This is a genomic window from Variovorax glucosi, assembly GCF_051216695.1.
Taxonomy (GTDB): Bacteria; Pseudomonadota; Gammaproteobacteria; order Burkholderiales; family Burkholderiaceae_C; genus Variovorax.
In genome coordinates, this window is record NZ_JBPJZE010000368.1 from 1 (window position 1) to 735 (window position 735).

1 protein-coding gene is annotated in these 735 nt (G+C 67.2%); it reads right to left on the minus strand.

Going from position 1 to position 735, the window contains the following annotated elements:
- The coding region (locus ACSFA3_RS25740) for a 2-dehydropantoate 2-reductase N-terminal domain-containing protein (protein WP_435508148.1) at positions 1-551 on the minus strand (551 nt) is incomplete at its 3' end.
- Between the last annotated feature and the right edge of the window lie 184 nt (positions 552-735).

Below are 735 nucleotides of genomic sequence, written 5' to 3' on the forward strand. Positions count from 1 at the left end.
CACATGTGCTGCATGATGTTTTCGCTGGCCGTGCCGTCGAACTTCGCGCCCGCGAACTGGGCTGCGCTGGCATGTACGAGAGCCGATTGGCCACCGGCGCGTTCGCCGTAGCTCAGGCCGTGCATGTCGTTCAGGTGCAGCACGCGGCCTTCGTCGTCGAGCGTGGCGGAGATCATGCACAGGCCGCCCAGCACGCGCTCGCTGCCGAAGCGCTCGGCCAGCCGGTCGATGTGCTTCATGCCGTTGAGCAGCGGGAGGATCACGGTGTCGGGGCCGACCGCAGGCGCGAACGAGTCCATCGTCGAATCGAGGTCGTAGGCCTTGCTGCCGACCACGATCACGTCGTAGGGACCGTCGATGCTGTCGGCCAGAACGTGCTTGGGGGCGGGCAGTTGCAGGTTGCCGAAGGGGCTCTGTACCACCAGCCCGGTCTTCGCGAGTTGTGCCGCGCGGCGCGGGCGCAGCATGACGGTGACGTCGCGTCCCGCCTCCAGCAGACGGCCGCCGAAATAACCACCGAGTGCGCCGGCACCCACCACCAGAAATCTCATCGCGCTTCGCTCCTGAGTCAGACAGACAGACAAAAAAGATCGAAGGCGATGATGCCCGGGATCGCCAGGGCCTGCTTCAGGCCGGCGCTTTCTCCAGCAGGCGCTGGCGGGCAAAGGGCCGCAGGTCGAGTTCGCTCGGGCGGCCCAGCACGTGGTCGGCAATGGCCTCGCCCAGCCCGGCCGA